A 26,607-nucleotide genomic window follows, 5' to 3' on the forward strand; every position below is an offset into this window, starting at 1 on the left:
CACGGGATTATCATAGGAGTAGCGCCTCGGCCCAAATCAGGCCCGGCAAGCTCAACGCTGGGCATCACCCGCGCAAGGTGGGGGCCGCACAGCGCTTACTCCACTTGGCGACGGTCTTCTGGTTGACACCGTGGCGCTTGGCCAAAACCCTCAGGCTCTCTTGACTATGCTGTATCGCTCGACGGACCGCCTCTGTCGTGCGGGCGCTGCCCTGTAAAATCTGTCCCATAGCACATCCTTCCATTTCTGGCTGAATAATGCACCATCAAATGCCGGGACTAAACAACTAGGTGTTGAGCACAATTCAATCCTGAATGTTGGTCAGGCCGTTCCTTGCGCGTTCGCGTTGTTCGGTTTGCCAGACCGTGTCGCCCGATTGCCAGGTGACGGGGCAACCAGTGCAATTCTTCATCCAAGCATCCTGAAAGACAGCGAAGCGCAAGCGAACGTGCTGCATCGTGGCGCCTTCAAGGTTGGTTTCGTAGAGTTTCGCTTCGAGCAAATCTGTGTTCACAAGCTTGGCGCGACGAAAGGTTGCGCCTTTGAGAAGGGCCTTCTCAAGGTTTGCCGCGGTCAGATCGGCATCGTCGAAGTTGGCTTTGCCAGCTCTTGCAAAGGCCAGATTGGAACCCCGGAGACTGCTACCATGTAGATCGGCTCCGTTAAGGAAAGCCATCGACAGATCGCTCCCTTCGAGATCGGCACCATCGAGACGGGCGCCGGTCAGGTTTGCATGGCGCAGACTGGCGCGAGAAAGTTTTGCACCGCGCAAGTCTGCGCCGGAAAGGTCGGCGTTCGCCAAATCGACAAAACGCAGATCTGCGCCGGCGCATTCCGCCTTGGGCACGATCTTGCAATCACCCTCGATCCACGGATCGGGGCGTTCCTCGCGATTGATGATCACATGCTGAGCAACTGCCGGAACGGTTGTGATGCCGAACGCGATTGCAAGTCCGGCGCTCAAGATGCCAAGGCTGCGGTGCATGAGAATCTCACCTATGTCCTGATCAGGAAAAATCCCCGGACACAACCTGTTGCCAAAGCGGCGGTTCGTGTCCGGGGCGGAGTTGCGTGGAAGCGGCTTTCCCACGTCCGGTTGGTCGTCCGGGCATCAAACCCGGCAGACAATCAGGTTTCAGGCAATTCGAAGACCCAGAACGCACCGCCTTGCGAAACCGTGCGGGTCAGGTCGGCCATATCGCCGCCCCAAAGCGGCACCGCGCCGCCATAACCCGAGGCAAGACCGATGTACTGCTTGCCATCGGCCTCCCAGGTGATCGGCACCGAGACCACGCCAGATCCGGTCTGGAACTTCCAAAGTTCCTCGCCGGTTTTCGCGTTGAAGATCTTCACGAAGCCATCGCTGGTGCCCTGAATGACGATGTTGCCCTTCGTGGTCACGTTGCCCCCCCAAAGTGGCAACTCTTCCTTGGCTTCCCACGCGATCTTGCCGGTCAGCGGATCGATAGCGCGCAACACCCCGACGTGATCATCAAACTGGCGGCGAATCCGGAAACCCTGGCCCAAATAGGCGGCACCTTTGTTGTACGTGACGTTTTCGGTCCAATAGCTTTCCGACCAGTCGTTCGACGGGATGTAGAACAGGTTGGTGTCCGGGTTGTATGACATCGGCATCCAATTGGTGCCGCCCAGAAAGTTTGGCGTAACCGTGATCGCCTCGCCCTTGTCCGTGCCCGGCTTGGGAGGCGGTGGGCGCTGGCCGGGGTTCTCGATCGGACGGCCGTTTGCCACATCCCATTTGCTCGCCCACGTAATGCCCGGGACGAACGGGTGGATCGCAATGGCCGAGCCCTTCTGCTTGCTGATCTTGCCGTCACGTTTTGTCAGTTTGTCGAGATCCGTGACGAAGAAGTAGCCATTGCGGTCAGCATGGGCGCCAGCGCGGATCGTCTTGCCGTCCTTTTTCAGATCGAACAACACGATCGGGTTGTTGCCCGAAAAGTCCCAGGCATCGTTCGGCGTGTGCTGAAAGAAGCCGACTGGCTCGCCGGTCGACGGCTCGATATACACTTGGCCGGAAGTATAAAGGCTGTCGCCGGGCGAGCGCTTCCACGTGTTCCAGGGCGCCGGGTTGCCGGTACCGATCACGATCGTGTTGGTTGCGTCGTCGTACGTGGCCGACTGCCACGGCGCACCGCCGCCATGATTCCACGCCTCGACCTTCTTACCATCCTTGTCGTTGGGCCAGCTTGGAGCCTTGGGGTCGCCGGTGAAGCTGGAAGGCTTGCCGTTGAGGCGACCCTGATGACCTTCAACCATCGGCCGCATCCAGATTTCCTCGCCGGTATCGGGATCGCGCGCGTAGAGTTCGCCCACAACGCCAAATTCGTCACCGGACGATCCGTGGATCAGCATGACGCGGCCGGTCTTCTTGTCCTTCACGATGGTGGGCGCGCCGGTCATCGTGTAGCCAGCTTTGTGGTCCTGGAACTTCTTGTTCCAAACGACCTTGCCGGTCTTGCGATCCAGTGCGACCATTCCAGCATCAAGCGTGCCAAAGAAGATCTTGTCGCCGTAGATTGCTGCACCGCGGTTCACCACGTCGCAGCAAGGACGGATGTCATCCGGCAATCGTGCGGTGTAGGACCAGATCTTCTTACCCGTCTTCGCATCGAGTGCGAAAACCCGGCTGTAGGAGCCGGTCACATAGATCACACCGTCATAGAACAGCGCCTGACTTTCCTGCCCACGCTGGCGCTCGTCACCGAAGGAGAATACCCACTTCGGCACGACCTTCTTGGCGTTGGTTGCGTTGATCTGGTCGAGCGTGCTGTAACGCTGGGCGCGGACGCCAAGACCATACATCAAGACGTTGTCGGTCGTCTTTTCGTCGTTCGCGATATCTTCCCAGGTTACGCCCGGAAGCTTGAAGTCGTGCTTCTGAGCCGGGCCTTGACCCAGCACCGGTGCCGCCGTCAGCAGCGCCACTGTTGAGGCCAAAAGACGCCCCCGCCATCCAGTCATGTCATCCTCCTCACCAATCGGCGCAAGGATGATTTCCCCTTGCGCAGGTCCGAGATTTCGTGGTCGAAATCATTGCGGCCGAAGGGCAGATTACGAGGCGCTTTGTGAGACTGTCCTGAGAGTTTCCTGAGAATACTCTCATGATCGCTCGTGCTTTGGTCTAAGATCGGAGCAGAAATCCCACTCCGCGAACGGTTTCGAGGCGAGGCGATACCGGAGAACGCACCAGATGACGCCGCACGTATCCAACGTAGACATCGACGGTGTTTTCCGAAACGTCGGCACTACTTCCCCATACCTCGTCGAGCAGGTGAGAACGGGACACGACCCGGCCTGCCTGCCGGGCCAGGCAGTGCAGAAGATCAAACTCGCGCTTGCTAAAATTCAGCCGCTCTCCACCCACGAGCACGGTGCGGCCCGGCAAGTCGAGCACAAGTTCACCTACAGTGATGCGCCCCGGATTTCTGGCCGCCCCCCGAAAGATCATGACAGACAGCCGCGCCAGCAATTCGTCCATCGAGAACGGCTTGGTAACATAGTCGTCGGCCCCGCACCTGAACCCTTCGAGCTTGTCTTCCAATTCAGCACGTGCAGTCAGCATGCAAATCGGAACATCCACGCCGTTGGCGCGTGCCTCGCGGCAAAGCTCCGCCCCATCGGCATCAGGAAGTCCAAGATCGAGGATGACCGCATCAAATAACCCAGAGGCAAGACGAGTCCGGGCTCGCCGACCGAGCGTTTGCCACTCGACCTTGTAGCCTTCAGCCTGAAGTCCGCGGTGGATGAACCGTCCAATCCCGGCGTCATCCTCCACCAGCAGAATGTTCAGCCCGCGATCGGCAGGCGCATTGTCACGCACAATCCCTCTGTCCCGATTTCTTCGTTGCCCACATTGTTTGCGGCAATTGTTCCATCATGTGCTTCCACGATCCAGCGAGCAAGCGAAAGCCCCAAACCGGTCCCGCCCAGTGATCGACCTGCCTTGCCTTGCACGTACGGATCGAAGATGTGCAAGAGTTCGGGTTCATGCACACCCGGACCTTCGTCCGTTACCGACAAGGTCGCAGCGTCTGTCGCAAACTCCACAGCAACCCGGACGGTGCCGCCTAGTGGTGAGAACTTGATGGCATTATCAATTACCGCGACGACGGCCTGTTGAAGTCGGTCACCATCCCCAGATACGCCCTCGTGGTCAGTGCGCGTTGGTGTCGCATCGCAGAACACAATTTCCACAGAACTGGTCAGCGCATAGGCTGCCGTCAGATCGCATGCATTGCGCGCCAGTGCCACGACGTCGACGCTTGCCTTGCGAAGTGGCAGTCCGGCGTCAGCCGCTTTTGCCAAAAGCAGCAAGTCGTCGAGACGACGCTGGAGAAAAACGGAATTCTGTTCGATGTGGATCAAGGCGTCGCGCATATTGTCCGGCCGCCCGCCATGCCGCAGGGACACCTCAGCTTCGCCGCGGATCGCCGTTACCGGGGTTCGCAATTCGTGGCTGACCTTCGACAGAAACAGGCGCCGTCGTCCATCCACAGCAGCCAATTCTGCATTCGCGCGCTCAATATCCCGCGTTCTTTCGGCCACGCGCGTTTCAACGGCTGCACTCATGGAATTGAAACACGCCACCAAGGCCCTGATTTCGATCAAACCCTTGGGCGGTAGCCGATCGGTGGAACGTCCTGCAGCCAGTTCGCGCGTTGCAATTTCCAATTGGCGCAACGGCAGCAGCAATTGACGCCGGAAGACTGCCATAAGCCCGACCGGCACCAAGAGCATGACGCAAGCCACCGCGATCACGATGTTACGAGTCCTTATGGAAGCTGCGTTTGCTGCACTGCGCGCTTGCGCCGCTTCCTGAAACTCGCGCGCAGCAATTGCACGAGCCAGTTGCCGTGCATGTAGGCGATCCAGCTTGCCAGAAGCATTGCCGTCAAGCGCTTGGACCAGATTATGGGCCGCGCGCAGTTCACCGGCCTGCAGTTCAGCCTCTGGCTGCTTGTCCTCAAGCAGTGCAGCTTCTTCCTTGATCGTAGCGATATACTGCGCGGCGATGTGCGATAGCGCGGCAGGATCACGATCGCTGCTGCTTTCGGCGTCGATCGATGCAAGTTCGAGCTGCGCCACCAGCATGGCTTGGCGGTATGCCATATCGGCGCGCAAAGACAGCGATTGGTTCACGTGCTGGGACCACATGGTAGCGCCAGTGACGGCTATCATTGCCCAAGCAATCAGCACCATCGTGCTGATTAGCAGTGCGCGCGAACTTATCGGCAATTCAATGCGCATCGTAGGTTCTTGGCTGTCAATCTTGTCTGGCAAACGCGCAATCCGGGCTAACGCCAAGAAGATGAAGCGATTCGCATCAAATGCCAAGACGACCCGGGCCAAAACCTGCCCTGTGGGCAGGTTCTTCTATATCGGCAGAAGGTGCCAAACTTCAGGTCGGCTGACATGTTTGCTTACGCGGACCAGCCGCTTTGGACGTGCGCCAACTGAAGTGGGCTTAGGAGGGAAAAAAGACAGCCGGGAAAGAACGGCTGCACAGCTAGCGATCTTCCCAGCTCGTTTTTCGAGGGGTCAGCCGGGAGCCATCGCGCGGAACTGCTCTTCAATCGGTGCGAACATGGCCGCCATCATGTCGCGCACCGGTGGCGGGGTGGTTGCAAGCGTGCCGCCCCTGATGGGCGGTTCGGGGGCATATTCACCCTGCAGCAATAGCGCTTCGGCGTAGGCGCGGCCACGCAGCTTCTCAGCAAGGGCGATGGCGAAGTCCATTCCTGCGGTGACGCCTGCACCGGTCAGCACGTTGCCATCGCTGACAACGCGTCCGTCCACCGGAATGGCGCCGAAATCCTTGAGCGCCTCACGCGCAGCCCAATGCGAGGTGGCGCGCTTTCCCTTGAGCAGGCCGGCCTTGGCCAGCACCATCGAGCCGGTGCAGACGCTGGTCACGTACCTTGCGCGAGAGGCCCGGTCCTTGATCCACGCCATCGTATCGACACGCGCCATAACCGAAAGCGTGCCTTCGGTGCCGCCGGGCACGAACAGGACGTCGAGGTCCTTGGGCGCGTCGGCCATCATCACCGTGGGCTGGATGGCAAGGCCGAGATCGGAAGCAACCGGCGCGAGGTCCTTCTCCGTGGTAACGAGGTGGACTTTCGCGCCGAACAGGCAGGCGAGGAAATAATGTGGGCCGACCAGATCGAGCGCAGTGAACTTCGGGTAGACCAGCATGGCGATCTGTTCCTGCCCCCAAAGACCAGGGCCGAGCACGCGCTGCATGGTCTGCATGTGCTGGTCAGCCATGACCTTTTGTTCGGCGGCGCTGGGATTGGCGCCATTTGGGTTAACAGGTGCTGTTGGAGCAGCGCCGTTGTTAGTGCCTGACGCCTGAGCGAGGGCCTGCTGCGCAAGGGCCGGAGCAGCAAGGGCAGCACCGGCCATGCCGCGCAGGATGTTGCGACGATTGGATTCCATCAGAACCCTCCTTTGAGCGTGAGGAAGGCAGAGCGCGGTTGCGTCGGGATCACGTAGGGGCCGCCGAAATACTGATATGGCTCCAATCCGTTGCTGCCCAGAAGATTGGCCACCGACAGGCCCAGCGACACCGGCCCAAGATCATAAGAAGCCTGTGCATCAACCAGCGTCAGCCCCTTTATCGACACGGTGTTGGGCAGCGTCAGTTCGCGCCTTGAAAATGCAGTGACGCCGCCGCCGAGTGCAAAGCCCTTGAGCGCGCCACCAGTGAAGCGGTACCGCGCCGCAAATCTTCCGCTGTGCGCTGGCACCGCACGCAGCCGGTCACCGACCGGCAGGGTATTGTCGCGTGTCACCTTTGCATCGGTATAGGCATAGTTGAACAGCAGCGAGAAGGACGGGGTCGGCTCGTAGATCAGGTCAAGTTCGGCTCCTTGTGCGCGCTGCTCACCGGTCTGGACATTGGTAAACGGGATCGTCGGATCGGCAGTCACCACGTTCTGGCGGGTGATGCGGTAGAGCGATGCGGTGCCGGTGAGGCCCTTGATCGGTGAGGCGAACTTGAAACCGCCTTCCCACGCCTGAGAAGTCTCGGGCTTGGGCACGATGGTATAGAGACCGCCACCGACGACCCCTTGGAACCCTTCGGCATAACCGCCGAACAGCGACAGGCCATCGACCAGGCGGAGCGTAGCGCCGATGCGGGGGGTGATCTTTTCTGCGGTATCCTCGGTCGTCACGCCGACATTGCTGCGCACCTTGATCCGCGTCCAGCGCGCACCGAGTGTCACATCAAGCCGGTCGCCGATTGCGATCTGGTCCTGTGCAAAAGCGGCGATGCTGCGCAGCCGGTCATTCTGATCGAAGAAGAAACCCGGATCGCCAGCGAAGCTCGGCGCGGGCAGCGGATTGACGAAGTCGATCACTGCCCAGACGGGATTGAAGAACATTGCGCCATAATAGTCGGTGGCATCATAGTCGACGCCGACAAGGATCGTCTGGCGTATCGGACCATCGCCAATGCGCGCTGTCAAACTGCCGGTGGCAAAGGTCTTCCTGCTTTCGGATGGCAGAAATGCCGTACCGAAGTTGTAAACCGTCCCGGAGATCTGACCGAACGGGAAGCTGCCGCGCTCCTCGAACCCGGTAATGGCCCGCGCCACGGTCAGGTTCGCTTCGACACGATCAGACAGGCGATGCGTAAGCGAGCCGGTGACGCCCTTGTTCTCGATCCAGGTCCGCGGCATGTCGCGTGACCCGGCATAGACATTACGATCAATCAGCGCGACAGGTTCGAGTAGCGAAACCGGCAGACCGGCATATTCGGTCTGCTCAACACGGCTGTAGCGACCGCGCACTGTAAGCGTTGTGTCGGAACCAAAACCAACCGCGAGCGTGGGGAAGATCGCCTTGCGATCACGGCTTACGAAATCGATGAAGCTGTCCGCACTGTCGATCATTCCGGTCACGCGCAGGGCGACGCCAGTCGCAATCGGCAGATTGACATCAGCTTCGCCGCCGACGGTGCCGAACGACCCAGCGCGACCGGTGACCTTGACGCCGAGCCGGTCATAAGGATCGCGCGATACCAGATTGATTATCCCGGACAGCGGCGCACCGGCACCGCCACCGTAGAGTGTGGCAGTCGGCCCCTTGGCGACGTCGATTCGCTCGACATTGACCAGCGTGCCTGGATCACCGACGCTGGCCGGAAGCTGATAGGTCGGCACGCCGTCGATGTAGTAATTGACCGCAAACCCGCGCACTAGCGTGGGCTGCAGCACCGATTGCTCGACACCGTTGGGCACCACGCCCGAGACGTTGACCAGCGCATCGGAAAGGGTCTGCAGATCCTGATCCTCGATGAGCTTGCGTGTGAGCGACTGGACCGATTGCGGCACCTTCTCGACCGGCGTTGCCGTGCGTGTGGCGCTGACGCCATCGGGTTGTTCGTAACTGGCCCGCGCCCCGGTCACGACGATAACGTCCGGCGTCCAGCCCGAAGCCTGAGGTGCTTCCTGAGCAAAGGCCGGTGCGGCGCTGGCAAGGGCGCAGCCAAGCGCGATGAATGATGTCCTCATGATACTCCCCGATTTTCAGTGTGATTGGTGGATTTGAATGGCTCAGTCGGCAGGCAGAAAGACTGTAGCCTTGCCGTTTGCTTCGGAAGCGACGGTGGCGGCGGTCGGCTCGATCAGACCGAGACCGAGAGAAGTGTCTGCAAGGCGCAGCACGGCGCAAAGCAGCACCGCCGTCCACGCATTGCGGCGAAAGTGGCAAAGGCGCCGATGGCGCTCTGCGGAAAGGGTCAGGATGCTCATGGCCCTAGCGCCCCCGTGTGCGGGCAAGCGCTTCGGCCACCAGAGGTGCAACTTTGCGGCGTTCATCGAGGCTGAGGCAGCGACCGAACTCGATAGCGCCGTCGCGCCCGCTCAGGATCAGGCGCAAGTCCGAAGGGTTGCGGCTTTCTGTGGTGAGGCGCAGCCAATAGGCGGGAAGTTCGACCTGACTCCCGGCGCTGTCGCGGTGGCTGACGCGGCCATCGGCCAGTTCCAGCGTTTCGCTGGCAGGCCTCTGCGCGCTGTGACGGTCGAGCGCAAAGGTGAGCGCGGCCATTGCGCCGATTGAAAAGGCAGGCACCAGCCAGTGGCCTTGCAGCGCAGGCCCGATGCTGGTGACCATGAACAGCAGGCCGATCACGGCAAAACACAGCCGCGCCTCGCGGGAGAGGTGCGAGCGGTTCTCGCGCATATGCAGGATCAGTGGTTGGCTATCGTCCGCTTGCGCGGCAACATCGGCAGTGCGGGCCTTCGTGGCCCAGGGCCGCCCGGCAGGACGGCATTGCAGTTCGTACATGAGAATGGCGCTCCGGGGTGGCCGGCGCGCATGGGAAGGCACGCGACGCCGACCGGTCCAACAAATCAATCAGCCAGCGGGCACAGAGCCTGCAGGCGGGTGAAATGTCAGACAAGCGCCGGCGGTCCGCGCAGTGGCGGACGCAGGTGGAAGACCCGCTGTGGTGAGGGAATGGTGGCAGGCGCAAAGCCCAGCGCGATGATGAAAGCCAAAGCCAGCGCGAGTAAGGCCGGATCGGCTCCGCCAAGCGTCGCCATCGAAAGCGACGTAAAAGGGCATTCGCCCTTGGCCTTCTCGCCCATACTGCCGCCCTCGCTTTGGGCATCCTTCAGCGGCACGGCGATCTGCTTGACCGCGTGATTGCCGAAGGCATCGTCGCAGATCTGGATGGTCAGAACCTTGGAGCTTTGACCGATCATGAACCCGGTCGGCACCGCGATCTTCATACACAGTGCCAGCGCCACCAGCACGAAGGCCAGTGTGCGGTGCTGCAGCAGGAAGGCGCGGAGCAGGGTCATTACGGCGCGGCCATAATGCGGAGGAGACGGAATGTCATCATCGTGGTTTGCGCTGCCCGAAGGAACAGGGTCCGACACTGATCCAGATCAATCGTGCCATCACATTTCACCATGATCATGTGTATCTCCCGGTCGTTCGCCGAGCGGGAGCACCATTATCGCAGCTTGAACATCTCCCGCTTTTTCAAAAGTCAGCGTCAAGGGGATGACGTCACCAGCGACGAACGGTGCGTAAAGACCACTGAACATCAGATGGCGCGAGCCCGGTGCCAAGGTTACACTTGCTCCAGCTGCAATCGGCAAGTTCGGCAAATTGCGCATCCGGGCGATAAGTCCATCGCTGATAGAGGTGTGAAGCGTGACCTGCTCTGCCCAAGGGCTGCTGACGGAGCGCAATGTGTCATCGGCAATCTGATTGTTGGTGATCACCATGTACGCTGCTCCCGTGCGTGCTCCGCCCAGCATTGCCGGTGCCCAAGCATCGACGATGGCAATTGGCGCTGCGGCATTTGGTCCGGCGCGATGGTCGTGTGGGGACTGGTAGGTCGTGAGCCACGATGTTGTGCCGATCAGGGCCGCGAAGAGGACCATTTCCAGCGCGATGGCGCGACGAAGCCAGGAGCGTGCGTCGGCCTGCACGGCCAGTCGTGGGGTAAGCGACAGCTTGTTGACGGATGCCAACGCAAGCAGGCCCAGCAACAGAGCGGACTTGACCAACAGGCCACGCTGATAGTCACTGGCAGGATCAAACCTGAAATTTGCAAGAATGGCCGACAGGGTGAGTGCTGCTGCCACAAGCAGCGCGACGACGACAATCGCTTGCCGACTGAATCGCGCGGCGAGTTCACCGAGTTCGGTCGCCCCGCGGCGGTGACTGGCCAGCAACAGCACACACAAGCCACCGAACCACCACGTTACGCACACGACATGGAGCATGACCAGCGCAGCGGCGAGCGAACCGTTCGATGGAGCGTGGCCGACGATGCCGAACGCTGCGACGACCATGATCGCGCCGGGCAGAGCCAGTTTGCCCCTGACCAAAGCTGCTAACCACAGTCCGCCTGCAAACTGCAGGCTGAGGGCAACGCCCAGTGGCGACAGGAAAATCGCTTCCATCGATACTACATCGGCCTGTCCGCCAAGACGCAGCAGGAACAACCATGCCGCGCTAGCGGCGGTCATGGCCAGCGCGACGCCAGCCGACCACACAAGGTTTGGCGCACTGGGCACGTTGCGCAGCGTCGCCGCGGCCAGCACCGGCCCCGCCGCGATCAACGTGGCGGCATAGCCAAGGCCTTTCAGTACAGCGGCGGTGGCTTCCAGCATATCAGGACCGGGGTGGGCGTATGACGATGATCAGGCTGCCTTCCACGACATGGCCGTCCTGCGATAGCGCCCGCCAGCGCACTTCGTTGCGTCCGCGCACCAGAACCGGCTTGGGGGAAGTGAACGTCCGCCCCTTGGTACGCGGAGCAAAAGGTAGTCTACGTTCGCCCGATGCGTTGACGAGCGTGAGCGAGGTCAACGTTGCCGGTTCGAGAAAGGTCAGCGTCAGCGCTGGCGGCGATTGTTCGAGCACGCTGCCGCTGGCCGGGCCGGAACTGCGCAGGGCAGTGTGTGCGGCCAAGCTTGTCGGCACGGTGAGCAAAGCGATGGCAAGCGTCGCTTTGAACAGTCTGCTCATTTCGCGTTGTCCTTTTCAAGCCAAGGGTTGGAAAAGCGCGGATCGCGCAGCACCTGATCATCGGTCAGCGTATTCAGAAAGGCCAGCAGATCCGCGCGCTCCTCTGCCGAGAGCGCAAAGCCGGGCAGAAAGGAACTCTTGAGCGGATTGGTGCGGCCAACCCCGGTATGCGCCCCTTTTGCAATGGTGCGCCCGCCAGCCGCATAGTGATCGATCACCTCGTCCAGCGTGGCTATGGACCCATCGTGCATATAGGGTCCGGTGACAGCCACGTTACGCAGGCTGGGCGCGCGGAAGCGGCCCATGTCTTCAGCACGTCCGGTAATCTCCATGATCCCGGTGTTATCCGCAGGATAGGCGCCCTTGCCATCAAGATTATACAGGCCGGTGTTGTGAAAAGCGATCTCGCCCGTCTTGTTGCGTTCGTGCAGCACGGTATCGGCGAAGTTCAGGCCATTGTGGCAATGATGGCATTCGAGCCGTTCGGAAAAGAACAGCGCCTCTCCCCGGATGGCGGCGTCCGACACAGCATCGACATCGCCCTCATAGCGATAGCGATCATAGGGTGATCGCACCGATATGATCGAGCGCTGGAAGGCAGACAAGGCCCGCACCACCGTTGCCAACGAAATCTCGCCATTGGCTTCGGGAAATGCTTCGGCAAATAGCTTGCGGTAGATCGGCTCGGCGGCAAGGTGCTTCACCATCTGTGCTTCCTTGCCCGCAAGGCCCAGCTCGACCGGCTCCTGCCCGATCAGCGGGACCAACGCCTGCTGTTCCAGATGCCGCAAAAGCGGATTGGCCCAGGTGAGCACGGGGAAATAGGCGACATTGACAAGGGTCATCGAATTGCGCGGCGTCTGCTGGCCGGTCACACCCTCCGACACAGCCCTACCATCCGTAAAGGCGCGCTCCTGCAGATGGCAGCTTTCGCAGGACATTGAACCATCGGCGGACAGGCGCGTGTCATAGAAAAGGTGCCGGCCGAGTTCGACTTTGGCTAGCGTGGTGGGGTTCGCCGCCGGTTCGAGAGGCTTGGGGGCCCAAGCAGGCAAGCCAAAGTCGAACCGGCTGGACACCAGCGCGTCAATCGGCTGGAGGCCTGCCGCATTCTGTTGAGCGTGCAAGACGCTGGCGCAGGCAAGGCCCGCCGCCAGCAGCAATGCCCATGTTGACGCGCGCTTCACCGGCCTACTCCGCGCTGACCCATTTTTGCCCGGCAGATGGCTTTCCATCGAAAGGCAGCCCAAGCCGGTCCATCACAGCCACGCAATCGGCATCACCGGGGAAGGACATGCAACCCGAAGCAGACTTGGGCGCGTTCACGGTGATGTCCGTCGCGGCAAGCAATGCGCCAATATCAAGCACGACCTTCGTCTTCGCAGGATCGAAGCCGGCAAGGCGGTACTGTGGCCGGTTGGGATTGGCGCAGGGCGCGCTCGGCGCGGTCATCGGCGATCCTTCGCCGCAGTTCGTGCTGCCCAGATGGATGGAAAAGCCGGTTGCGGCATTGGGTCCGCCGCTGCCGCCGCTGGTTTCCATGTCTACTCCGGTAAACTTGTAGCCGATCCGCCAAGGCCAGGTCATCGCCGTGACGTTCAGCGGCGCGGCGGCCAGTGTGGGATCCTGATGGTTGACCATTTGCGGAACACCGATGTCGAACACGAGACCGCGATAGGTTCCGTCAGGGACCGTGCCGCGCACGACCATGTTGGTGCCCGCATTGCCATTGCAGTTACCGGTGGCATCTTCGAAATCGAGCAGGGTGACGAGATCGCTCTGCCACTGGTCATCGGGCGTCAGCGTAACAGGCACTTCTGCGCCCTTCGTATCGATCAGCTTCACCGCCGACACGTAGAACCGGATATCCTGAAACCGCAGCCCGGCCTTGGCCGTGCCGACATTGGCATAAGCCTGTCCGCAGCGCGCAGGCTCATTCCCAACGCGAGCATCGAAACGGATTTCAACGGGTTGTGCAGCCTGAACTGGCGAAGCGAACGCGACCGCGGCCAAAGCGGCAGTCTGGATCAGAATGTGGCGCATGATGTGGTTCCTTGGTGTCAGTTTGCTGTGTGGGAATGTCAGTTGCCAGTCTTCGCGATGGCATCGGCAAATCGGGTGGAGACGCGGTTCCAGTTCACCACTTGCCACCAGCCATCAAGGTAGTCGGCGCGGCGGTTCTGATACTTCAGGTAATAGGCATGTTCCCAAACGTCGTTGCCCAGGATCGGGGTGCCTTTCATCTCCGCAACGTCCATGAGCGGATTGTCCTGATTGGGTGTCGAGGTGATCGCCAGCTTTCCATCGCGCTTTACGATCAGCCAGACCCAGCCCGAACCAAATCGGCCCGTCCCGGCTGCGCGGAAGGCAGCCTTGAACTGGTCGAGCGAACCAAAGTCGCGCTCGATTGCGGCCTTCAGCGTAGGCGACGGGTGTCCGGCTTCGAGCGGCGGCGCCATCGTTTGCCAGAAAAAGCTGTGATTCCAGTGCCCACCGGCATTGTTGCGGATGACCGGCGGCAGTGTGCCTGCCATCGCAACGATCTGGGCCAGCGCTTTGGCCGCAAGCGCTGGCGTTTCATTCACCGCCTTGTTCAGCGCATCGACATAGGCCTTGTGGTGCCGGTCATGGTGGATCGTCATCGTCTGCGCATCAATGGCCGGTTCCAGCGCACCTGCCGCATAGGGCAAGTCAGGCAGACTAAAAGCGGAACTTTGAGGAGCAGTGATATTCGCCGTTTGTGCGCAGACACCCACTGGAATGGATGCTGCGACGATGGTGAGAAGGGCAAGATTACGCATCGGTGATCTCCTTGAAGCGGCGAACCTCAGAACTTTCGGGTGAAGGAAACTTCGACGCTGCGCGGCGCGCCCACGAAGACGAGGCCGGAGGCATAACCCGACCAGTCGGCATAGAATTCGTCGGTCAGATTGCGCCCTCGCAGCGTGAGCGTGCCGAAGGGCGCATTCCACGAAACGGCAGCGTCAAACGTGGTGAAGGCGTTGACCTTCGTGACGTTTGCCGTCTCGGTATAGAAATCGCCGTTGTGCCGCACGCTGCCGACCAGCGTGATCGGCAGCGCCTTGGGAGCCCAGGTAACGACTAGATCGGCAAGCTGCTCGGGCACGTTTTGTGGCCGGTTGCCCTTACGGTTCAGGCCGCCCGCCTCGATCAGTTCGAGGTATTCGGCGTCGAGCAGGGTTCCGCTGGCCGTCACATTGAGTTCGGGCGTGACCGGCAAGTTGAGCGACATCTCAACCCCGCGCGAGCGCAACTTGCCGCCCTGGAATACGACCGCAGGATTGGTCGGGTCGCGCGTCAGGATGTCGTTCTGCTGGACGTTGTAGACCGAAGCTGTCAGTTCCACGCCGGTTCCGGTCAGCGAGGACTTGATCCCCGCCTCATAAGAGTGGCCGGTCGTCAGCTTGTAGCTGGCATTGGTTGCGCTGAGGAACAGCAGGCCGCTGACCGGTGTGACGGCATAAGTGTATTGCGCGAAGAGCTGTGTCTTGGGAGTTACGCTGTAGACCGTGCCCACGCGCCACGAGATCGGGTGATAGTCCTGCCCATACGTCTGGACCGCGCCGCTGGTGACATTGAGCACGCGGCGATCAAGCCTGACATCGTCATAGCGGATGCCGCCGACCACCAGCCATTCATCGGTCAGGTTGAGCGCGTCTTCGGCAAAGAAGGCCAGCGCATCCACGTTTGCGGTCACGTCCTGACGGGTGCCGAAATTGGCAGGCGTGTCAGCGGGAAACGTTCCGCGAACAGGATTGAACGGATCGAGCGCTGTACCCGTGCCGAAACGGCGCACGGTAAAGAAGTCGGTTTCGCCATATTCCGCCCCGATGGTCAGGCGATTACGCAGACCTGCAATCTGGCCGTCGAAAGCAAGATGCAGGCGCTGGTTCCAGTACTGGTGATCGTGGCTGATGAAGGTCGCGCCGCGCCCGATCAGTCCGGTAGTGGTATTGAAGGCGTATTCATCTCCCGCGCGGTAATCGCGGAAGCTGTCATACCAGCTAGTGTCGCTGACAATCTTCAGCGTGTCCGTCAGTTCGTATTCGGCGCGAGCGCGCAGCCATGTGGTGTTCGAGCTGTCCTTCCCGTCGGTATAGTTGAAGTTGGTCCGGCGCATTGCCTTGTCGAGCACGAGGCCCGAGCTGCCCGAAACTGCTGACGAGGGATCACGCGCCACCGCGCGCGAAACCACGGGCGTCCCGTAATAGGCAGTCTTGAAGCGGTCGGCGAAGTGATCGACCGAAACGACGAGCGAGAAGCGTTCCGCTGGGCGATAAAGCAGCGAACCGGTGGCGGCGAACGTCTGGCTGTCGGTATCGTCAACCCAGCCGGACGAGCGCGAATAGGATACATCGCCGCGCATGGCCACCGTTTCGCCCAGCGGCAGGTTCACGTCGGCGGCAAGGCGTGCCGTATCAAAGCTGCCATAACTTGCCAGAACTTCCCCGCTTGTCGCGTCAAGGTTTGCGCGGCGCGGCACGAAGTTGATCGCGCCCGCCAGCGCGCCCTCGCCCGATGTCACCGAGGCTGGCCCCTTGATGACCTCGATCCGTTCGAATGACCAAGCATCCCAATTGCGCAGGCCTACATCGGAATTGGCCATGCGAACGCCGTCGTAGAGGTAGTTTACGGCACGGTGGAACCCGCGCATCGAGACTGATCCGATTGATCCCGGAAGATTTCCCGATGATACCCCCGGCGCGGCGTTCATTGCTTCGATGGCGGAGCGGACGCCCTGGATCTGGAAGTCCTGCTGGGTGACGATATCAACCACGGCAGGCGTTTCGCGGATGGTCAGGCCAAGTCGGCCTGAAACGTCGCTGGCCTGCTCGAGCTTTTGCCCGGTGACGACGATGGCTTCGCGCGCGCGGCGCTGTGTCGCATCCTCGGCTTCGTCGGCAAACGCGGGCGAAGCGATGAGGCAGGCGGCGATGGCAATAAACGATGACTTCACTTGGAATTCCCTGTTTTCTTTGTGTGCAATGATGGTGATTGAGCGCGGCGGCGAAGCCGTTTGCGCCAGTGCAAGATGCCGGTCACGAACAGTGTGAGCGGCACGAAACCCATGAGGATGGCAAGAATGCGCGTGGCGTTTCCGGCAATGGAGCCATCGTGCAGGACGCGAATCCACTTGGCCGTGGTGGTGGCGGCGTTGCCGTTGCGGACATCGTGAACCGCCAGCACACGGCCGGAATACTGGTCTACGAAGATAAAGCTGCCGGGGAAGCGTGCGTGCGGGTCACCCGGCACCTGAACACGCACGCGGATCGGGTCTGGCCCCCTGCCCGGCACATCGATGAAGACGACGCGCGCGTCAGGGATGGCTCTGCGGGCAGCGGCCAATGCCGCAAGGATCGGTATCTGCTGGCCATCGGATGCGCTCGATCGCGGATCGGGGACTTCATCCGGTGCTACGATGGTGGCGGTCAGCAGTTGCGTCTTCACGGTCGGAAGTGCCAGCAGGACACCCGTGCCTGCGAGGATGAACAGCAGCACCATGCTCCACAGGCCCGAAAGCTTGTGGAGATCGCGCAACCGGCGGATCGGCGCGGCGCTACGTTTGAATGCCAGTGCTTTGCGCCACGATCCGCGCGGCCACCATACCCAGACCCCGCTGATGAGCAGCAAGAGCATGGCAATGCCAGACCAGCCCACGATCTGCGTGCCGGTTTCACCCGCCAGCAGATCCATGTGCAGCTCATAGAGCCAGCTCATCAGATAGCCGCCCCACGGCTCTGCCCGCAAGACACGCGAACCATCGGCAGAGAACCACACCATTTGGCGCGGGGCGTGGTGCCCAGCGTGGGCAGCAGGATAGTAGCGCGCGGGGATTGCTCCGGCGGTGCCGGTAACCTCGAACGACCATTTGCCGTCCGTATCGTACCAGTGCCTGCGCCCCGTTTCGAGCGCCGTCTGCCAGACCTTCGATTCCCACCCGGGCGCTGTGCCGGTGGCGGGCTGGCTGATTTCGGGATGAAGCGCGGCGTCGATCTCGATGTAATAGACAAGGGCCGATCCTGGCAGCGCAACGAGCGCGAACAGACCGCCCAGCGTCAGGCCCAACCACAGGTGGAACTGGCGCAGCAGGATGGCGAAGGCGGGAGTACGCCGACAGTCAGCCGGACGCACGTTCGCTGCAGACGCGGGAGCACGGTTGGTCATGGAAATGAAACTCGGCAAGCAGACGCAAATGCGAGAGCAGCGACGCAAAAGCGCACGGCCGCTCAGGCGGTGATCGCGATCAGGCTTGAGCCGGTGGTGCTCTCAAATGTAGGCGTAGATAAGGTGGCTCTGGCGAAGCCGGGAACGCCAGCGGCCGCAAGCCCAGCGCAACGATGAAGGCCATCGCCACGGCCAGCAGCAATTCCGGCATCGCGCCCAGCGAAGGCACAGAATGCCCGGCAAAGGCACAAGGCGCATCCGCCTTGTCATGCTCACCACCGCTTTCGGATTTGCCCTGCTTCAGCCCCGGAATGGCAATCGCCATAGTCATCGGACCACTGCCCGAGCACATGGCGACGACGATTTGCCCGCCAGACATCACCGGCATGAACCCGGCAGGCACCGCAAGCTTCATCGCCAACGCCAGCGCGATCAAGGCGCAGGCGAAAACGCGATTGCTGAAAGCAAGGCGGCGCAGCCGATTCATGGGAAGGCCGCTAGCCGGGTTTGCCCGCCCTGTCATGTCCTTTGAAGTATCACCCGTTGCGGCCCAGTTCGTTGTTGAACCACAGCGCGGCCATCGTCGCCACAGCGCCCGAGAGCAGATAGCCGCCCGATGCAAGCAGGCCGAAGTTGGCTGAAAGCCACAGCGCCACCAGCGGGGCAAAGCCCGCGCCGAATAGCCAGGCAAGATCGCTGGTGATGGCAGAGCCGGTATAGCGGTTCTGCGTGGCAAAGTTCGAGGAAACCGCGCCCGACGATTGCCCGAAGGCAAGGCCGAGCAGCACGAAGCCCGACAGCATGAACACGATCTCGCCGCCTTCGCCCAGCGCCAGCAATTGCGGGGCAAAGCCGCTGAATACGGCAATGACAGCGGCAGAAGCCCCCAACAACTGGCGGCGGCCGTAGCGGTCGGCTAGCCGTCCCGACGTTACGATGGCGGCAACCCCCAAGGCGGCGGCGGCGGCCTCGATCACGAGGAAGCGGGTCGGTGCTTCCTTGGTGAACAGGAACACCCACGACAGCGGAAAAACGGTGACCATGTGGAACAGCGCGAAGCTGGCAAGCGGAGCGAAAGCGCCGATCACGATGGTCTTCCATTCGCGGCGCAGGGTAATACCAACCCGCTCTGGCTGAAGGTCACGCGTTTCGTAAAGCCGCTGGAATTCCGGCGTGACGACCAGTCGCAGCCGCGCGAACAGCGCCACCACGTTGATCGCAAAGGCGACGAAGAACGGGAAGCGCCAGCCCCAGTCGAGAAAGTCGGCGGCGGGTAGCGACGAGGTAAAGAACGCGAACAGCAGGCTCGCCACGATCAGACCGAGCGGCGCGCCAAGCTGGGGGATCATCGCGTACCATCCGCGCCTGCCTTCGGGTGCGTTCAGCGCCAGCAGCGAAGCAAGGCCGTCCCACGTGCCACCAAGGGCAAATCCCTGCCCCATGCGGAACAGGGCCAGCAATCCAATCGCCCATGCTCCGGCATCGGCATAGCTGGGGAGGAAGGCGATGGCGGCGGTCGATCCGCCCAGCAGGAACAGCGCAATCGTCAGCTTCGCACCCCGGCCATAGGCGCGGTCGATCGCCATGAAAGCAAACGACCCGAACGGCCGCGCAACAAAGGCCAGCGCGAAGACGATGAACGAATAGAGCGTGCCCGTCAGCGCATCGACGAACGGAAAAAAGAAGCCGGGAAACACCAGAACCGATGCGATGGCATAGACGAAGAAATCGAAGAATTCCGACGTCCGGCCGATGATCACGCCAATGGCGATTTCGCCGGGCGATACGCCGGAGCTGGCGTCTTCGGCTTCTGGAGCGTCGATTACGGCAGCGAACATGCGATCTGATTCTCCGGTCAATGCGGGCGCGACACAGTTTGTCCCTATCGTCCTTGATCTGGATCAAAGGGATTGGACAAAATGTCCTATCGGAGGGACTCGCCCACGCGCCTAACTGCGTGTGCGTGATGGACACCGAACCCGCCCCTCCCCCGTTTCGCAAGCTGCTGCTGGCGCTGGCCCTGCTTCCCCTCACTTCGCTGCTTGGCGGTTGCGACTGGGTGGTGCTGAACCCGTTGGGGGATGTGGCCCGGCAGCAGGCCGATCTGGTAGTGATCTCCACCTGGCTCATGCTGCTGATCATCGTGCCGGTCATGGCGCTGACGGTGTTCTTCGCGTGGAAGTATCGCGCGGCGAACGATGCGCCGGACTATGATCCCGAATGGTCGCACTCGACGCAGTTGGAACTGGTGATCTGGTCGGCGCCGCTGCTGATCATCATTGCGCTGGGGGCGGTCACGTGGGTCGGCACGCACCTGCTCGATCCCTATCGCACCATTGGCCGGATCGATCAGGCCCGCGATGTGCCTGCGAGTGCCAAGCCGCTGGAAGTGCAGGTCGTGGCGCTCAACTGGAAATGGCTGTTCATCTATCCCGAACAGCAGATTGCCACAGTGAACGAACTGGTGGTGCCGGTGGACCGCCCCTTGCGGTTCCGCATCTCGTCGTCAGCAGTGATGAATTCGTTCTATGCGCCGGCGCTGGCGGGGCAGATCTATGCGATGCCGGGGATGGAGACCAAGCTGCACGCCGTGCTGAACAAGGCGGGGCAGTACGAAGGCTTTTCCGCCAACTACAGCGGCGCGGGCTTTTCGCACATGCACTTTGCCCTGCGCGGGGTGGACGAGGCGAACTTTGCGCGGTGGGCGCAGGACGTGCGCAAGGGGGCAGGCAATCTTGATCGCGCAGCCTACCTGAACCTTGAAAAGCCGAGCGAGAAGGAGCCGGTGCGGCATTACGCGTCCGTCGCGCCCGATCTTTTCGATGCCGTGGTCAACCTTTGCGTGCGTCCCGGCAAGATGTGCATGAGCCAGATGATGGCGCTCGATGCGCGTGGCGGGATGGGCAATGCGGGCCGCTGGAACCTTGCCGCGCTCAGCTATGACAAGTTCGGGCGTGAGGAGGTGAATACCGTTCTGCCGGGTATGCTGACCGAGGCCGATCAGGTGTTCATCAAGGCCTACTGCGCCGACAATCGCCCGATGACCGCGCCCGGCATGGAAGTGAAGGCGCCGGTCAGCACCGCCACCCTGCGCGGCGCGGGGCTTGTCTGGCCCGGAGCTTCACCTGCCGCCGCGCCCGGCACCACCAAATTTGCCATCGCCACCCCCAATTCCGCGTCCTGAACATCGGAACCGATCCCATGACTTCCGCAGACCAGCACTGGTCCTTCCTGTTCGGCAAGCTTTCGCTGGAAGCGCTGCCGCTGCACGAGCCGATCATCGTCGCCACATTTGCCGCCGTTGCAGTGGGCGGTGCGGCCCTTGTTGGCGCGCTGACGTATTTCAAGCTCTGGGGCTATCTCTGGCACGAGTGGTTCACCAGCGTGGACCACAAGAAGATCGGGATCATGTACATGATCCTCGGCCTCGTCATGTTCCTGCGCGGCTTTGCCGATGCGATCATGATGCGCATCCAGCAGGCGATGGCGTTCAACGGGTCCGAAGGATACCTGAATGCGCACCATTACGACCAGATATTCACCGCGCACGGTGTGATCATGATCTTCTTCGTGGCGATGCCCTTCGTCACGGGCCTTATGAACTACGTCGTGCCGTTGCAGATCGGCGCGCGGGACGTTTCGTTCCCGTTCCTCAACAACTTCAGCTTCTGGATGACCACGGCGGGCGCGATGCTGGTGATGGCATCGCTGTTCATCGGCGAATTCGCGCAGACCGGATGGCTGGCCTATCCGCCGCTCTCGGGCCTGTCCTACAGCCCCGGCGTGGGCGTGGACTACTATATCTGGGCGCTGCAGATCGCGGGCGTGGGCACTACGTTATCGGGCATAAACTTGATCGCGACCATCGTGAAGCTGCGCGCGCCGGGCATGACGATGATGAAAATGCCGGTGTTCACCTGGACATCGCTGTGCACCAACGTGCTGATCGTGGCGTCCTTTCCGGTGCTCACCGCCGTCCTCGTCCTGCTCACGCTCGACCGCTATGTCGGCACCAACTTCTTCACCAACGACTTCGGCGGATCGCCGATGATGTATGTGAACCTGATCTGGATCTGGGGCCACCCTGAGGTCTATATCCTCGTCCTTCCGGTGTTCGGCGTGTTTTCGGAAGTGACCGCCACTTTCAGCGGCAAGAAGCTCTTCGGCTATTCCTCGATGGTCTATGCCACGGTGGTCATCACCATCCTGTCCTACGTTGTGTGGCTGCACCACTTCTTCACGATGGGATCGGGGGCGAGCGTCAACAGCTTCTTCGGGATCACCACGATGGTCATCTCGATCCCCACCGGGGCCAAACTCTTCAACTGGCTGTTCACGATGTACCGCGCGCGCATCCGGTTTGATCTGCCGATGATGTGGACGCTGGCCTTCATGCTCACGTTCGTGATCGGCGGGATGACCGGGGTGCTGCTGGCTGTGCCGCCGGCTGACTTCGTGCTGCACAATTCGCTGTTCCTGATCGCGCACTTCCACAACGTTATCATCGGCGGTGTGGTGTTCGGCGTCTTCGCGGCGATCAACTACTGGTGGCCCAAGGCCTTCGGGTTCAAGCTGGAGCCGTTCTGGGGCAAGGTCAGCTTCTGGTGCTGGGTCGTGGGCTTCTGGCTGGCCTTCACGCCGCTCTATGCGATGGGCCTGATGGGCGTGACCCGCCGGTTGCGCGTGTTCGACGATCCTTCGCTGCAGATCTGGTTCGTCATCGCCGCCATCGGGGCAGGGGTTATCGCCATCGGCATTGCGGCGATGCTGTTGCAGTATGCCGTCTCGATCATCCGGCGTGACCAGAACCGCGATCTGACCGGCGATCCGTGGAACGCGCGCACGCTGGAATGGGCGACCAGTTCGCCGCCGCCTGCCTACAATTTCGCGTTCACGCCGGTCGTGCACGATCTTGACGCCTGGACTGGCATGAAGCGCGCAGGCGTTGGCCGTCCGCTCGAAGGCTTCCGCCCGATCCACATGCCCAAGAACACCGGCGCAGGCGTCATCCTGGCGGGGCTCAGCACTGTCTGCGGTTTCGCGCTGATCTGGCACGTGTGGTGGCTCGCAGCCGTCGGCTTCGCCGCGCTGCTGATCACCGCGATTGCCCACACCTTCAACTATAGGCGCGATTTCCATATCCCGGTGGAAACCGTGATCGAAACAGAAGCAGCGCGCACGCGCGAACTCGCCCTTGCAGGAGCAGCGGCATGAGCGCCCCCGCGAACGTGCCGTCGGCAGACCTCGCCAACTGGTACGACCTTGATGAGCACGATCATCCCGAAGGGGGCAGCACGCTGCTCGGCTTCTGGATTTACCTGATGAGTGACTGCCTGATCTTCGCGATGCTGTTCGCGGCATTTGGCGTGGTGGGCGGAAACTACGCGGCAGGGCCGGGGCCGAAAGACCTGTTCGACCTGCCGCTGGTCGCGCTCAATACCGCGATGCTGCTGTTCTCGTCGATCACTTATGGCTTTGCCATGCTGGCGATGCAGCGCGGCAACGTGAAAGCGGTGCAAGGCTGGCTACTGGTCACCGGCCTGTTCGGCGCGGCGTTTCTTTCGATCGAACTCTATGAATTCGCCCACCTGATCCACGAAGGCGCAACGCCGCAGCGCAGCGCGTTCCTTTCGGCTTTCTTCACGCTGGTCGGCACGCACGGACTGCACGTTACCTTCGGCCTGATATGGCTGGGTGTGCTGGTAGTGCAGGTCGGCCAGCGCGGGCTGGTTGCGGCCAACCAGCGACGGCTTATGTGCCTCAGCCTGTTCTGGCACTTCCTCGACGTCGTGTGGATCGGCGTCTTCACCTTCGTCTATCTGCTGGGGATGCTGCGATGAGCGCTGCACACGACGTTCATGCTGGCGAAGATGGTGCCGCCCACGGCACGATGCGCGATTATGTCATCGGTTTCGTCCTCTCTGTGGTGCTCACCGCGATCCCGTTCTGGCTGGTCATGGCCGATCCTCTGGGCAACAAGGCGCTGACCGGCGGGATAGTGGTGATCTTTGCCGCCGTGCAGATCGTGGTGCACATGATCTTCTTCCTGCACATGAATACCAAGTCCGAAGGCGGGTGGAACATGCTGGCGCTGCTATTCACCGTGGTGCTTGTCGTGATCGTGCTGTCCGGCTCCTTTTGGGTGATGCACCACCTCAACACCAACATGATGCCGATGAGCCACGACATGCCGGAGTTGCCCTGACAATGGAGTCGGCAGCGAAGCCCGTTGCCGGACGACCGGTTGCCCTCTACGCTTTGCTTATGTCGCTTACGGTGCTTTGCGTTGCCCTTGCAGTCTGGCAAGTGCAGCGCCTCCAATGGAAAGAGGCGCTCATCGCTCGCGTCGAAGCCGGGATGAGGGCCTCTCCTCTGCCAGTGAAGCGGTTACCCGCTAGCGACCTTGTCAGTCTGGAATACCGGCGGGTTTCGCTGAACGGGCGTTACGACGCGCAAGGCACCGTGCTGGTTGCGGGCGCGTCGACGCGCGGCAGCGGATACTGGGTGCTAACCCCGGTGAGCGGTGCCGCTCGCACAGTCTACGTCAATCGCGGCTTCGTGCCTCTGGGTAGCAAGCTTCTGGACGTGCGGCAGGACACCCCGACCGGCCCAGTCTTCATCACTGGCCTTCTGCGCCGCACCGAACCCGGCGGTGGCTTCCTGCGTGCCAACCGCCCAACCGAAAATCGCTGGTACTCGCGCGATGTGGCACAAATTGCGGTAAGCAAGAGCGTCTCAGCCGACCCGCGCCTGTTCATCGATGCTATTACCGAAGCCCCTTCCTCTCCCAGCGCACCGATACCCGGCCTCACCATTATCAACTTTCCCAACAATCATCTCGCCTACGCGTTGACATGGGCAGCTCTTTCGATCCTGTCCGCAGGCGCTGCAATCATGCTATGGCGAAGGCCAGCATGAGCAACCGCGCACCCCATTTCCCGCCAGCGAGTGCCCGCAACATGGCGTTGCTGGTACAGCTGCGCTGGATGGCGGTGGTCGGCCAGTTGATCACGATCTGGGCAACGGTTGAAATGCTTGGCGTGCGCCTGCCGCTTGCGCACCTCATCGCCCTTCCGGTGCTGCTGGCGCTGGTGAACCTTGCCACGTGGATCATGGGGCGTGAACGCGAAGGCTACAGCCACCTTGAGCTGCTGGCTGCGCTGATGCTCGATGTCGGTTCGCTGGCATGGCAACTGTGGTTCAGCGGCGGCACCACGAACCCTTTCGCCTTCCTTTTTCTGCTGCAGATCGTCATCGGCGCGATCCTGCTGCCGCCGAGCTGGAGCTGGATCGTGGCGGCACTTTCGGTCGCAGCCTTTGCCGAGCTGACCTTTGACCATCGACCGCTTGATCTTCCAGCCCCCTTTGCCAGCGAACCGATGCAAATTTACCTGCTGGGCAGCCTGCTATGCTTCCTGCTGATTGCCGCGTTGCTGGTCTTCTTCGTCATCCGCATCGACCGCAACCGGCGGCAAAGCGATGCCGCGCTGGCGGCGCTGCGCCAACAGGCGGCCGAGGAACACCACATCGTGCGCATGGGGCTGCTAGCGTCGGGCGCGGCGCATGAACTCGGCACCCCGCTCGCAACGATCTCGGTGCTGCTGGGGGACTGGAAACAGCATCCCGCGCTGACGCAAAATCCCGACCTTGCCGCAGAGGTCGATGAAATGGCGACTGAACTGCACCGCTGCAAGGCGATTGTCACCGGCATTCTCCAGTCTGCGGGCGAAGCGCGTGGCGAGAAGCCCGAAGTCACCACCCTGAGCGCATTCGTGCAGGCCATCGCGCACGAATGGCACGTGCGAAGCGGCGGCACGGTGCTGCTGGATAACCGGATCACTGACGATGACCCAGATATCGTTTCGGACCCGGCGCTGCGGCAGGTCATCGGCAACGTGATCGACAATGCGCTCGAAGTCTCGCCGCACTTCGCCCTTCTTTCTGCGTCGATCGAGGCCGACGACGCAGTCATCGCGGTGCGCGACCGCGGCCCCGGCTTTGCGCCCGAAATGCTTGAGGCCTTCGGGCGTCCCTATTCCTCGACCAAGGGCCGTGCGGGCGGCGGCCTTGGACTGTTCCTCGTGGTCAACGTGCTGCGCAAGCTTGGCGGCAAAGTAGAGGTCGGCAATTCCGCCGATGGCGGTGCGCTGGTGCGCATGACCTTGCCGCTCACCGCGCTGGCTTATCGCCGGAGTGCCGCTGCATGAGCGAAACGCAAAATGCCCCGTCACTCGTAATCGTCGAGGACGATCCCGCCTTCGCGCGCACCCTCTCGCGCTCGTTCGAACGCCGCGGCTATGCCGTCTCCCACGCCGCCAGCCCGGATCAGCTTGTCGCCCTGCTGGCGACGCATGAGTTTGAGTATGCCGTAGTCGACCTGAAGCTTGGCACGGCATCGGGCTTGCCTTGCGTCGAGATGATCAACGCCCACGATCCGCAAACGCGCATCGTGGTGCTGACCGGCTTTGCCAGCATTGCCACTGCGGTCGAAGCGATCAAGCTGGGCGCAGCGCACTATCTTGCCAAGCCCGCCAATTCCGATGACATCGAACAGGCCTTCGAACGCACCAGCGGTGATGCCAATGTGCCGGTCGACGGGCGCAAGAGTTCGATCAAAACCGTGGAATGGGAATACATCCACACGGCCTTGGTCGAATGCGATTTCAACATATCCGAAGCTGCCCGCCGCCTCGGCATGCACCGCCGCACATTGGCGAGGAAGCTGGAGAAGCGACGAGTTTAGAAGGTTGATCATTCCGCTCCAGATTCAACCTAAAATGTCGGTCGAACTGCAACTGTTTGCCTGAAACCTGCCCCTCACTACCTCTATGGTAAATGGCCGCATCGTCCCGCACCCGGTCAGCCACGCCCTTACTTCGTTTCTATGATCAGGACACCAGT

The 26,607-nt window shown here is 61.5% G+C and carries 25 protein-coding genes and 1 pseudogene; 7 read left to right on the forward strand and 19 right to left on the reverse strand.

Annotated features, from left to right (window positions below; all coding sequences use genetic code 11):
* Positions 1-91: 91 nt before the first annotated feature.
* From HGI47_RS19975 to HGI47_RS20065, 19 genes and pseudogenes are all read right to left on the reverse strand, one after another.
* A pseudogene (locus HGI47_RS19975) lies at positions 92-229 on the reverse strand (IS481 family transposase); the annotation flags it as partial.
* Between the two features lie 75 nt (positions 230-304).
* Positions 305-985 (reverse strand): pentapeptide repeat-containing protein, encoded by a 681-nt coding sequence (locus HGI47_RS19980; protein ID WP_168854540.1) that lies wholly within the window; start codon positions 983-985, stop codon positions 305-307.
* A 143-nt stretch (positions 986-1,128) separates the two neighbouring features.
* A complete protein-coding gene (locus HGI47_RS19985; protein ID WP_168854541.1) occupies positions 1,129-2,985 on the reverse strand; it encodes a methanol/ethanol family PQQ-dependent dehydrogenase in 1,857 nt (618 codons plus the stop codon).
* Between the two features lie 160 nt (positions 2,986-3,145).
* A complete protein-coding gene (locus HGI47_RS19990; RefSeq protein ID WP_370521805.1) occupies positions 3,146-3,844 on the reverse strand; it encodes a response regulator transcription factor in 699 nt (232 codons plus the stop codon).
* A complete protein-coding gene (locus HGI47_RS19995) occupies positions 3,811-5,358 on the reverse strand; it encodes a HAMP domain-containing sensor histidine kinase (protein ID WP_168854542.1) in 1,548 nt (515 codons plus the stop codon). The genes HGI47_RS19990 and HGI47_RS19995 overlap by 34 nt, the downstream gene beginning before the upstream one ends.
* Positions 5,359-5,562: 204 nt before the next feature.
* Entirely contained in the window at positions 5,563-6,462 is a 900-nt protein-coding gene (locus HGI47_RS20000) for a DJ-1/PfpI family protein (RefSeq protein WP_168854543.1), read from the reverse strand.
* Positions 6,462-8,543 (reverse strand): TonB-dependent siderophore receptor, encoded by a 2,082-nt coding sequence (locus HGI47_RS20005; protein ID WP_168854544.1) that lies wholly within the window; start codon positions 8,541-8,543, stop codon positions 6,462-6,464. The genes HGI47_RS20000 and HGI47_RS20005 overlap by 1 nt, the downstream gene beginning before the upstream one ends.
* A gap of 42 nt (positions 8,544-8,585) precedes the next feature.
* Positions 8,586-8,783: a hypothetical protein gene (locus HGI47_RS20010; RefSeq protein ID WP_168854545.1), complete on the reverse strand. Its 198-nt coding sequence runs from the start codon at positions 8,781-8,783 to the stop codon at positions 8,586-8,588.
* Between the two features lie 4 nt (positions 8,784-8,787).
* Positions 8,788-9,318, reverse strand: a complete 531-nt coding sequence (locus tag HGI47_RS20015; RefSeq protein ID WP_168854546.1) for a DUF2244 domain-containing protein — start codon at positions 9,316-9,318, stop codon at positions 8,788-8,790.
* A 107-nt stretch (positions 9,319-9,425) separates the two neighbouring features.
* Positions 9,426-9,836 (reverse strand): DUF2946 family protein, encoded by a 411-nt coding sequence (locus tag HGI47_RS20020; protein WP_168854547.1) that lies wholly within the window; start codon positions 9,834-9,836, stop codon positions 9,426-9,428.
* A gap of 99 nt (positions 9,837-9,935) precedes the next feature.
* Positions 9,936-11,162 (reverse strand): copper chaperone PCu(A)C, encoded by a 1,227-nt coding sequence (locus HGI47_RS20025; protein WP_168854548.1) that lies wholly within the window; start codon positions 11,160-11,162, stop codon positions 9,936-9,938.
* A 1-nt stretch (position 11,163) separates the two neighbouring features.
* Entirely contained in the window at positions 11,164-11,520 is a 357-nt protein-coding gene (locus tag HGI47_RS20030) for a copper resistance CopC family protein (protein WP_168854549.1), read from the reverse strand.
* Positions 11,517-12,707, reverse strand: a complete 1,191-nt coding sequence (locus tag HGI47_RS20035; protein ID WP_206066322.1) for a methanobactin export MATE transporter MbnM — start codon at positions 12,705-12,707, stop codon at positions 11,517-11,519. The genes HGI47_RS20030 and HGI47_RS20035 overlap by 4 nt, the downstream gene beginning before the upstream one ends.
* Positions 12,708-12,711: 4 nt before the next feature.
* Positions 12,712-13,563: an MbnP family copper-binding protein gene (locus HGI47_RS20040; RefSeq protein WP_168854551.1), complete on the reverse strand. Its 852-nt coding sequence runs from the start codon at positions 13,561-13,563 to the stop codon at positions 12,712-12,714.
* Positions 13,564-13,601: 38 nt separating this feature from the next.
* Positions 13,602-14,321: a superoxide dismutase gene (locus tag HGI47_RS20045; RefSeq protein ID WP_168854552.1), complete on the reverse strand. Its 720-nt coding sequence runs from the start codon at positions 14,319-14,321 to the stop codon at positions 13,602-13,604.
* A 26-nt stretch (positions 14,322-14,347) separates the two neighbouring features.
* On the reverse strand, positions 14,348-16,498 hold the full coding sequence (locus HGI47_RS20050; protein WP_168854553.1) for a TonB-dependent siderophore receptor: 2,151 nt from the start codon (positions 16,496-16,498) through the stop codon (positions 14,348-14,350).
* Positions 16,495-17,706 (reverse strand): PepSY domain-containing protein, encoded by a 1,212-nt coding sequence (locus HGI47_RS20055; RefSeq protein ID WP_168854554.1) that lies wholly within the window; start codon positions 17,704-17,706, stop codon positions 16,495-16,497. Before HGI47_RS20055 ends, HGI47_RS20050 begins: the two co-directional genes overlap by 4 nt.
* A 79-nt stretch (positions 17,707-17,785) precedes the next feature.
* Complete coding sequence (locus tag HGI47_RS20060) at positions 17,786-18,193, reverse strand: hypothetical protein (protein ID WP_240950325.1); 408 nt, start codon at positions 18,191-18,193, stop codon at positions 17,786-17,788.
* Positions 18,194-18,242: 49 nt separating this feature from the next.
* Entirely contained in the window at positions 18,243-19,544 is a 1,302-nt protein-coding gene (locus tag HGI47_RS20065; RefSeq protein WP_168854555.1) for an MFS transporter, read from the reverse strand.
* 128 nt (positions 19,545-19,672) lie between these two features.
* Between HGI47_RS20065 and cyoA the strand changes: the two genes are divergently transcribed.
* From cyoA to HGI47_RS20100, 7 genes are read left to right on the forward strand one after another with little or no spacing between them, the layout of a single operon-like run.
* A complete protein-coding gene (gene cyoA, locus HGI47_RS20070) occupies positions 19,673-20,890 on the forward strand; it encodes a ubiquinol oxidase subunit II (RefSeq protein ID WP_168854556.1) in 1,218 nt (405 codons plus the stop codon).
* Between the two features lie 17 nt (positions 20,891-20,907).
* A complete protein-coding gene (gene cyoB / locus HGI47_RS20075) occupies positions 20,908-22,920 on the forward strand; it encodes a cytochrome o ubiquinol oxidase subunit I (protein WP_168854557.1) in 2,013 nt (670 codons plus the stop codon).
* Positions 22,917-23,546 carry a cytochrome o ubiquinol oxidase subunit III gene (cyoC, locus tag HGI47_RS20080; protein WP_168854558.1) on the forward strand — a complete coding sequence of 210 codons (630 nt, stop codon included), beginning with the start codon at positions 22,917-22,919 and terminating at the stop codon, positions 23,544-23,546. Before cyoB ends, cyoC begins: the two co-directional genes overlap by 4 nt.
* Complete coding sequence (cyoD, locus tag HGI47_RS20085; RefSeq protein ID WP_168854559.1) at positions 23,543-23,911, forward strand: cytochrome o ubiquinol oxidase subunit IV; 369 nt, start codon at positions 23,543-23,545, stop codon at positions 23,909-23,911. The genes cyoC and cyoD overlap by 4 nt, the downstream gene beginning before the upstream one ends.
* 59 nt (positions 23,912-23,970) lie before the next feature.
* On the forward strand, positions 23,971-24,624 hold the full coding sequence (locus HGI47_RS20090) for an SURF1 family protein (RefSeq protein WP_240950326.1): 654 nt from the start codon (positions 23,971-23,973) through the stop codon (positions 24,622-24,624).
* The gene (locus tag HGI47_RS20095) at positions 24,621-25,913 is read left to right on the forward strand and encodes an ATP-binding protein (RefSeq protein WP_240950327.1); all 1,293 of its coding nucleotides are present in this window, start codon (positions 24,621-24,623) and stop codon (positions 25,911-25,913) included. Before HGI47_RS20090 ends, HGI47_RS20095 begins: the two co-directional genes overlap by 4 nt.
* On the forward strand, positions 25,910-26,449 hold the full coding sequence (locus HGI47_RS20100; protein ID WP_168854561.1) for a response regulator transcription factor: 540 nt from the start codon (positions 25,910-25,912) through the stop codon (positions 26,447-26,449). Before HGI47_RS20095 ends, HGI47_RS20100 begins: the two co-directional genes overlap by 4 nt.
* Positions 26,450-26,607 lie beyond the last annotated feature (158 nt).

This window comes from Novosphingobium sp. ERN07, assembly GCF_012641335.1.
Classification (GTDB): Bacteria; Pseudomonadota; Alphaproteobacteria; order Sphingomonadales; family Sphingomonadaceae; genus Novosphingobium.